Annotated in this window: 9 protein-coding genes and 1 tRNA gene; 3 read left to right on the forward strand and 7 right to left on the reverse strand. The window is 68.0% G+C overall.

Annotation, left to right across the window (positions count from 1 at the left end; all coding sequences use genetic code 11):
- Positions 1-10 precede the first annotated feature (10 nt).
- Positions 11-1027: an adenosine kinase gene (locus tag MTBUT4_RS10030; protein WP_173979549.1), complete on the reverse strand. Its 1017-nt coding sequence runs from the start codon at positions 1025-1027 to the stop codon at positions 11-13.
- 174 nt (positions 1028-1201) lie between these two features.
- Between MTBUT4_RS10030 and MTBUT4_RS10035 the strand changes: the two genes are divergently transcribed.
- Complete coding sequence (locus MTBUT4_RS10035; RefSeq protein WP_173979550.1) at positions 1202-1882, forward strand: EI24 domain-containing protein; 681 nt, start codon at positions 1202-1204, stop codon at positions 1880-1882.
- A 31-nt stretch (positions 1883-1913) separates the two neighbouring features.
- Positions 1914-2342 carry a hypothetical protein gene (locus tag MTBUT4_RS10040; RefSeq protein WP_173979551.1) on the forward strand — a complete coding sequence of 143 codons (429 nt, stop codon included), beginning with the start codon at positions 1914-1916 and terminating at the stop codon, positions 2340-2342.
- A gap of 304 nt (positions 2343-2646) precedes the next feature.
- Here the strand turns inward: MTBUT4_RS10040 and nth are convergent, their stop codons facing one another.
- The 5 genes from nth to trxA are packed head-to-tail and all read right to left on the reverse strand — an operon-like array spanning position 2647 to position 5541.
- Positions 2647-3279, reverse strand: coding sequence for an endonuclease III (gene nth / locus MTBUT4_RS10045; protein WP_173979552.1), 633 nt, complete (start codon positions 3277-3279; stop codon positions 2647-2649).
- Positions 3276-3743: a gamma-butyrobetaine hydroxylase-like domain-containing protein gene (locus MTBUT4_RS10050; RefSeq protein WP_173979553.1), complete on the reverse strand. Its 468-nt coding sequence runs from the start codon at positions 3741-3743 to the stop codon at positions 3276-3278. The genes nth and MTBUT4_RS10050 overlap by 4 nt, the downstream gene beginning before the upstream one ends.
- Complete coding sequence (locus MTBUT4_RS10055; RefSeq protein WP_173979554.1) at positions 3740-3943, reverse strand: Trm112 family protein; 204 nt, start codon at positions 3941-3943, stop codon at positions 3740-3742. Before MTBUT4_RS10055 ends, MTBUT4_RS10050 begins: the two co-directional genes overlap by 4 nt.
- A gap of 16 nt (positions 3944-3959) precedes the next feature.
- Positions 3960-4610: an LON peptidase substrate-binding domain-containing protein gene (locus MTBUT4_RS10060; RefSeq protein WP_173979555.1), complete on the reverse strand. Its 651-nt coding sequence runs from the start codon at positions 4608-4610 to the stop codon at positions 3960-3962.
- A gap of 4 nt (positions 4611-4614) precedes the next feature.
- Positions 4615-5541: a thioredoxin gene (trxA, locus tag MTBUT4_RS10065; protein ID WP_173979556.1), complete on the reverse strand. Its 927-nt coding sequence runs from the start codon at positions 5539-5541 to the stop codon at positions 4615-4617.
- Positions 5542-5715: 174 nt separating this feature from the next.
- Here trxA and MTBUT4_RS10070 point away from each other — a divergent pair.
- Positions 5716-5790, forward strand: a tRNA-Gly gene (locus MTBUT4_RS10070).
- Between the two features lie 115 nt (positions 5791-5905).
- Here the strand turns inward: MTBUT4_RS10070 and MTBUT4_RS10075 are convergent.
- The gene (locus MTBUT4_RS10075) at positions 5906-6142 is read right to left on the reverse strand and encodes a helix-turn-helix domain-containing protein (protein WP_173979557.1); all 237 of its coding nucleotides are present in this window, start codon (positions 6140-6142) and stop codon (positions 5906-5908) included.
- Positions 6143-6962: the final 820 nt, after the last annotated feature.

Consider the following 6962-nt stretch of genomic DNA (forward strand, 5'->3'; position numbering starts at 1 on the left):
GGGAATATCGTTACGCTACCGGAGCGAAGGGGGAGGGACCGAGGCGGGCCAGGGCCAGCTCGGCGAGGTTGCGGTCGGGGCGGGCGCCGAAATGGCCGATGACCTCGCCGGCGGCGATGCCGCCCAGCATGGCCGAGGTGGCCAGATCGCGCCCGTGGGTGAAACCGTAGAGGAAGCCGGCGGCATAGAGGTCGCCGGCACCGGTGGTGTCGACCACCGCCGGCACCGGATCGGCGCCGACCACGATGACGTCGTCGCCGGCCACCACCACCGAACCCTGGGCGCCGCGGGTGATTGCGGCGACCCGGCAATGGCCGCGGACGGCGCGCAGGGCCTCGTCGAAGTCGGCGGCGCGGAACAGGGCGGTCAGCTCGGCCTCGTTGGCGAACAGGATATCGACGTGGTTGGCCACCAGGTCGAGGAAGGCGTCGCGATGGCGATCGACGCAGAACGGGTCGGACAGCGACAGCGAAACCATGCGGCCGGCCTTGTGGGCGATCTCGGCCGCCTTGAGGAAGGCCCGCTTGGCCAGCGGCGGGTCGTAGAGATAGCCTTCCATATAGGTGACGGCGGCGGCGGCGATCACCGCCTCCTCGACATCATCGGGGGTAAGCTCGATGCAGGCCCCCAGATAGGTCAGCATGGTGCGCTGGGCGTCGGGAGTGACCAGCACGAAGCAGCGGGCGGTGGAGGGGCCGTCGGCCGCAGCCCTGGTGGCGAAGGCGACGCCGGCGCTGCGGAGGTCGTGCCCGAACACGGCGCCCAGCTGGTCGTCCTTGACCTTGCCGACATAGGCGGCGCGGCCGCCCAGCGAGGCGACACCGACCACCGTGTTGGCGGCCGAGCCGCCCGAGCATTCGATGCCCGGCGGCAGGCCGGCATAGATGCGCTCGGCATCCTCGGCGCCGATGAGGGTCATCATCCCCTTGGCGACGCCCAGGCGTTCGAGCATGCCGTCGTCGGCGTGAACCAGCACATCGACGATCGCGTTGCCGATGGCGGCGACGTGGTAGCGGGTATCCACCATGGAACCTGATCTCTCGCTGCTTGCGCGGGCCGGCCGAAACGGGTCGTTAGGCCGAAACGGGTCGCCCGGCCGGCGGCGCAGTATAGCGGCGCAAGCGGACGGGACAATCAAAAACCACCGCGTCACCTCCGCCCGCCCCTTTGCCGACACGCCCCGGGCGTGGTTGAATGGGGCATGATCGCCGCCCTGTTCAAGGCCTTCGCCCAACTGCCCGATCCCCGCCTGCGCCGCGTGCTGGCGCTGGGCATCCTGGTCGCCATCGCCGCCTATGTGGTGCTGGTGGCGGCGGTGTGGACCACCCTGGCCAACGTCTCGCTGTTCCAGTCCGGCTGGCTGGACCTGGGCAGCGACCTCGCCATCGGCCTGGCGGCGCTGGTGCTGCCGGTGCTGTTCTTCCCCGCCCTGTCCACCACCGTGATGGGCACCATGCTGGAGCGGGTCGCCGATGCGGTGGAGGACCGCCACTATCCCGGCCTCAACTGGCCGCGGCCGCAGGGGCTGGGGGAAGTGCTGGCGACCACGCTGCGGTTCCTGGCGCTCACCATCGCCGTCAACCTGGCGGCGCTTCCCGTCTATCTGGTGCTGCTGCTGACCGGGCTGACGGTGCTGCTGGCGGCGGTGATCAACGGCTACCTGCTCGGGCGCGAATATTTCGACCTGGTGGCGCTGCGCCGCCTGCCCCCGGCCGAGGCCCGGCGGGTGTTCCGCCACCATCTCGGGCGGCTGTGGCTGGCCGGCATCGTCATCGCAATCCTGTTCGGCGTGCCGCTGCTCAACCTGGCGACACCGGTGCTTGCCACCGCCTTCATGGTGCACGTGTTCCAGTCGTTGCGAATTCAAGCGGAAACCCTATAATCCGCGCTGTCTTCGCCTCCCGGTTCTCCCCATGCGCCCCCACGCCAGTGCCGTTCTCGGTTCCGCCCTGCTGCTTGCCGCCTGTGCCGGCAATCCCCAGACCGGCCAGGGACCGGCCGCGTCGGTGACGCCGGCCGGGGCGGGAGAGCCCGCCCCGGCGCCGTCCCGTCCCGCCATCGCCGAAGCCCGTCGCGTCCCCCTCGAGCCGACCGCGCTCAAGGGCCTGAGCCCGACCCAGCTGCGCTCCATGCTGGGCGCGCCGGTGTTCACCCGGCGCGACACCCCGGCCGAGATCTGGCAGTATCGCGGGCGCAGCTGCACCCTCGACCTGTTCCTGTATGACGACGGCGGCGGCCAGATCGTGGCCCATTACGCGGTGCGCTCGGCCCAGCCGGTGAGCGACCGCGATTGCGTCGACGAATTGCTCGGCCGCACCCGCCCGCCGGTGCCGGCCAGCTGAAGCGTCACGGACCAACACTCTCCTTATCCGTCCCCTCGGCGGCGTGGATGGCCGGGTCCAGCCCACTTGTGTCCGGTTGAACCGTCGGCCGTCATCCATGGCAACACGGATGGACACGGATGCCCGCTGGCGCGGGAACACGGATAGCACGGATGGAGGTGGTGACGCGCTTCGCGCGCCAAGGGTCTGGAATCCGTGTTCATCCGCGTCCGGCGAAGCCGGAATCCGCGTCATCCGTGTTGCCATGGACGGCTGCCGACGGTTTTCCCGGACAGGCATGGGTCGAGCCCGGCCAGGACGGCATTCAGGACGGTTTCTCGTCGCACTCGCACAAATCCCGCACCACGCAAACCGGGCAGTCCGGCTTCTTCGCCTTGCAGACGTAGCGGCCATGCAGGATCAAATAGTGGTGGGCGTCGTGCAGGTAGGCGGCCGGGGTGTTCCGCAGCAGGCCCTGCTCCACCTCCAGCGGCGTCCGGCCGGGGGCCAGGCCGGTGCGGTTGGCGACGCGGAAGCAATGGGTATCGACGGCGATGGTGGGGTCGCCGAAGGCGACGTTGAGGACCACGTTGGCGGTCTTGCGCCCCACTCCCGGCAGCGCCTCGAGGGCGGCGCGGTCGCGCGGCACCTGGCCGCCGTGCTCGGCCAGCAGGATGCGCGACAGGGCGATGACGTTGCGCGCCTTGGTGCGGTACAAGCCGATGGTCCTGATGGCGTCGGCCAGGGCCGCCTCGCCCAGGGCGACCATGGCGGCCGGGGAGGCGACGCGCTCGAACAGCGGGCGGGTCGCCTTGTTGACCCCGACATCGGTGGCCTGGGCCGACAGCACCACCGCCACCAGCAGGGTATAGGGATTGACGTAGTGGAGTTCGCTCTTCGGCTCGGGCATGGCCGCCCGCAGGCGGGCGTAGAACGCCTCCGCCGCCTCAGGATTCATCCGCAGCCGCCCTTGCCGCCCGAGCCGCAGCCGCAGCCGGCATGCTTGGGCGCGGCCTCGCCCCCGCCGGTGGCGTTGGCCCCGGTGGCGTTCGGGTGCCGGCTCAGGCCGGCGGCGGCCAGGGCCGCCTCGTATTCCCGCCAGATCTGGTCCTGGTTGGCGCCCAGCCAGTACAGGTAGTCCCAGGTGTAGATGCCGGAATCGTGCAGATCGTCGAAGACGATCTTGACCGCGTAATTGCCCACCGGCTCCACCGCGATGATGCCCACATGGCTGCGGCCGGAAACCAGCTTCTTCTCGTCCGGGGTGTGGCCCTGGACCTCGGCCGAGGGGCTTTCCACCCGCAGCAGCTCGGCCGGCAGGCTGAAGGCCTTTCCGTCCCCGAAACGAATTTCCAGGCGCTTTTCCGCCTTCTTGACCTTGATCTCTTCGGGCGTGTGCTGGCTGCCGTAGGTGCTGTTCATTTGGATGCTCCCTGGGTGTCGAGGGACCGGGCTTCGTCCGGCAGCATGATCGGGATGCCGTCGCGGATGGGATAGGCCAGGCCGGCGCTCTCGCTGACCAGTTCCTGGCGGTCGGGGTCATAGCGCAGCGGCCCCTTGGAGACCGGGCAGACCAGAATCTCCATCAGCTTGGGGTCGATGCCGGGCAGGCGGTCGGTCATGGTCGTCTCCGATGGGTCAATGGCGGACGAAATCGCCGCTTTCGGTCAGCAGGGCCATTTCGAACATGGCGGTCATCAGCTGGGCGCGCTCGGTGGTGGAGGGGGCTTCCAGCAGCGCCTGCTTCTCTTCCGGCGACAGCGGCGCGGCCATGGCCAGCGCGGTGACCAGTTCGGTGTCGTTGCTGTCGTCCAGCCTGGCCATGTCGGCGGTCAGGCCCTGGTGCGACAGATAGGCCGAGACGGCGGCGATCAGCCGGCGGCGGTCGATGTCGATCCGGCCCTCGCCCTCGCGGTCGCCGGCGAAGGGGGCATAATCGGCCACCACCCGGCGATAGCCCGAGCGGCCGGGCTCCTCGCCGACCAGGCGGAAGCGGTTGATGCCCAGCCCGGTGATCAGGTAGCGGCCGTCGCCGGTCTCGCCGAAGGCGACGATGCGGGCCAAGCAGCCCACCGGCTGCAGGCCCGGCACCGGCACGCTGCCGTCCTCGGGTCCGGGCTGGACCAGGGCGAACAGGCGCCCCGTCCCCAGACAGTCGTCGGTCAGCGCCAGGTAGCGCGGCTCGAACACGGTCAGCGGCAGGCGGCCGCCGGGCAGCAGCAGGGCGCCGGCGACGGCGAAGACCGGCAGCACGCCGGGAAGTTCCCTGAAGTCCGCCAGGCCGGCCATGGCGCTACGAGAACAGCAGGCTGGACAGGCGCCGGCGTCCCGCCACCGTGACCGGATGGGTCGGCCCCAGGGCCTCGAACAGCTTGACCAGCTGCTTGCGCGCGCCATCGTCGTTCCAGGTGCGGTCGCGGCGGAACAGCTCCAGCAGCTCGTCCACCGCCGCCTCGGTCTCGCCGGCGGCGTAATAGGCCATGGCCAGGTCGAAGCGGGCCTGATGGTCGCCCGCGTCCTGGGCCAGGCGGCGCCGCAGCTCGGCGGTGGCGCCGGCGCCGGGGGCGGTCTCGGCCAGTTCCAGGGCGGTGCGCACGGCGGCGATGTCGGCGTGGCGGGTGACGTCCTCGGGCAGCTGCGCCAGCATCTGCTTGACCGAGGCGGTGTCGCCCACCGCCATCAGGCAGCGCAGCAGGCCGGCGATGGCGGGGGCGTTGGCGGGGTCCTCGGCCAGCACCTGCTGGAACAGCTGGGCGGCGGTCTCGGGGTCGCCGCCGGCCAGGATCTCCTTGGCCTCGGCCACCAGATCGGCCAGCGAGGACTGGGCGCCGCCCTTGGTCAGGCGCTCGATGAAGCTGCGGATCTGGCCTTCCGGCTGGGCGCCGACGAAGGCGTCCACCGGGCGGCCATCCTTGAAGGCGTAGACCATGGGCACCGACTGCACCCGCAGCTGGGCGGCGAGGTCCTGGTTGCGGTCGACGTCGACCTTGACCATGCGCACGGCGCCGCGGAATTCCTTGACCACCTTCTCCAGGGTCGGTCCCAGCTGCTTGCACGGGCCGCACCAGGTGGCCCAGAAGTCGACGATGACCGGTACATGGCGCGACGCCTCGATGACGTCGGCCATGAAGGTGGCGGTGGTGGCGTCCTTGATCAGCTCGCCGGCGGCCGCGCCGCCGGGGGCGGCGGGCTTTCCGCCGGCACCGAAGATGAGATCCATGGGTATCAGGTCCGGGCGAGGTGGAGTTCGACCCGCAATAGATGGACCGTCCCCGCCACCCTGGCAAGGGCAAAGCGGACGATTGCGGGAAGGGACAAAAAAGGGCTTGATCGGGGCGCCGCTTTTCGTATTATCCGGGCCTCCGGGCGCCAAGGCATCCGGTTCAGACGCCGAGCGGGCGTAGCTCAGGGGTAGAGCACAACCTTGCCAAGGTTGGGGTCGAGGGTTCGAATCCCTTCGCCCGCTCCAAGTCGCCAGACGTAAAGGCCGCGGTCTTCCGCGGCTTTTCGCGTTTCTGGGGCTTAAGACAGGACTGCTGGTCGCGGCCCTAGGGACCAGTCAGACGGGCGCGGTTACCTCGTGGTTACATGGTGCCGACAGACCTCAGCAGATCGCATGGGTCAAACCCAACAGCTTCAGCGACGTCCAGGTACTCAAGCACATCCAAGCGCCGCTCGCCGCGTTCATACTTCGCCACATAAGATTGGGGTCGTCCCAGCTTCGCGGCTACTTGCGCCTGCGTAAGCCCACTGGATTTGCGAGCGGCAACCAGCAAGGCCAGAAGCCTTTGGTGTCGTTCGCTGTAGATGGGCTTGGGCATAAAATCTGACCGCCGGGTTTGCCCCTTGGTCAATAATCCCGCTATCGGATAATCCCATTTTGGGATACACAGCCCTCACTGGCCCTGGAATTTCCCGGATTAAGCCTATGTGGGTTGGCGCAGACCCTGGAGGGAAAGACGCCTTCGGCGTCGCCACCATTGATGCGGATGACAACGTCCGCTCCTATTGCGTTTCCTGCGCCGAAGAAGCCGTCGAACTGATCTCGTTGCCGCCACGGGGAGTCGGTATTGATGCCCCCATGTGGTGGTCCGCTGGCCGGTCGAGTGACCGAATGGCCGATCGCAGAATCAGAAAAACATACGGGCTATCGGGCGGACAGGTTGCAACAGCAAACTCGCTCCGCGGAGCCGCTCTTGTGCAAGGAGCACTGTTCGCAGACCTCATCCGCAAGAAGTTCCCGGGCACACCTATTACTGAGGTCCACCCCAAGGCTCTTCTATATGTTCCAGGTATAAACTGGCTACAGTTATGCCCAGAGCGTCCAATCCTTAGCTATATCGGACCAGAACACGAACGAGACGCTATAATTGCAGCCATCGCTGCAAGAGAAGGAATGGAAGGAAGATGGAAGCATGATCTTTCAAAGGATCGGCTTCCTTCCGAGCAGGATGTAACTACCTATTGGCTCTCTCCAATGGCCTATTTTTGGCCAGAAATGATCCCGACAATTTAGCCCACATCTCCGCAGTTATACGCATGTGAGCGAACCGCTCACCCCTGCCCGCTTAATTCGCGAAACCGCTCCAGGAATGCCTTACGGCCCTGGCTGGGCGAGAGGCACCTGATACGGCCGTCCTT

It is taken from the genome of Magnetospirillum sp. UT-4 (assembly GCF_902729435.1).
Taxonomy (GTDB): domain Bacteria; phylum Pseudomonadota; class Alphaproteobacteria; order Rhodospirillales; family Magnetospirillaceae; genus Magnetospirillum.

Bases quoted from the DNA above. Each gene is read 5' to 3' on its own strand.
- nth (WP_173979552.1), bottom strand. From the start codon at position 3,279: ATGAATCCTGAGGCGGCGGAGGCGTTCTACGCCCGCCTGCGGGCGGCC.
- MTBUT4_RS10040 (WP_173979551.1), top strand. From the start codon at position 1,914: ATGCGCCCCCACGCCAGTGCCGTTCTCGGTTCCGCCCTGCTGCTTGCC.
- MTBUT4_RS10050 (WP_173979553.1), bottom strand. From the start codon at position 3,743: ATGAACAGCACCTACGGCAGCCAGCACACGCCCGAAGAGATCAAGGTC.
- MTBUT4_RS10030 (WP_173979549.1), bottom strand. From the start codon at position 1,027: ATGGTGGATACCCGCTACCACGTCGCCGCCATCGGCAACGCGATCGTC.
- trxA (WP_173979556.1), bottom strand. From the start codon at position 5,541: ATGGATCTCATCTTCGGTGCCGGCGGAAAGCCCGCCGCCCCCGGCGGC.
- MTBUT4_RS10055 (WP_173979554.1), bottom strand. From the start codon at position 3,943: ATGACCGACCGCCTGCCCGGCATCGACCCCAAGCTGATGGAGATTCTG.
- MTBUT4_RS10060 (WP_173979555.1), bottom strand. From the start codon at position 4,610: ATGGCCGGCCTGGCGGACTTCAGGGAACTTCCCGGCGTGCTGCCGGTC.
- MTBUT4_RS10075 (WP_173979557.1), bottom strand. From the start codon at position 6,142: ATGCCCAAGCCCATCTACAGCGAACGACACCAAAGGCTTCTGGCCTTG.
- MTBUT4_RS10035 (WP_173979550.1), top strand. From the start codon at position 1,202: ATGATCGCCGCCCTGTTCAAGGCCTTCGCCCAACTGCCCGATCCCCGC.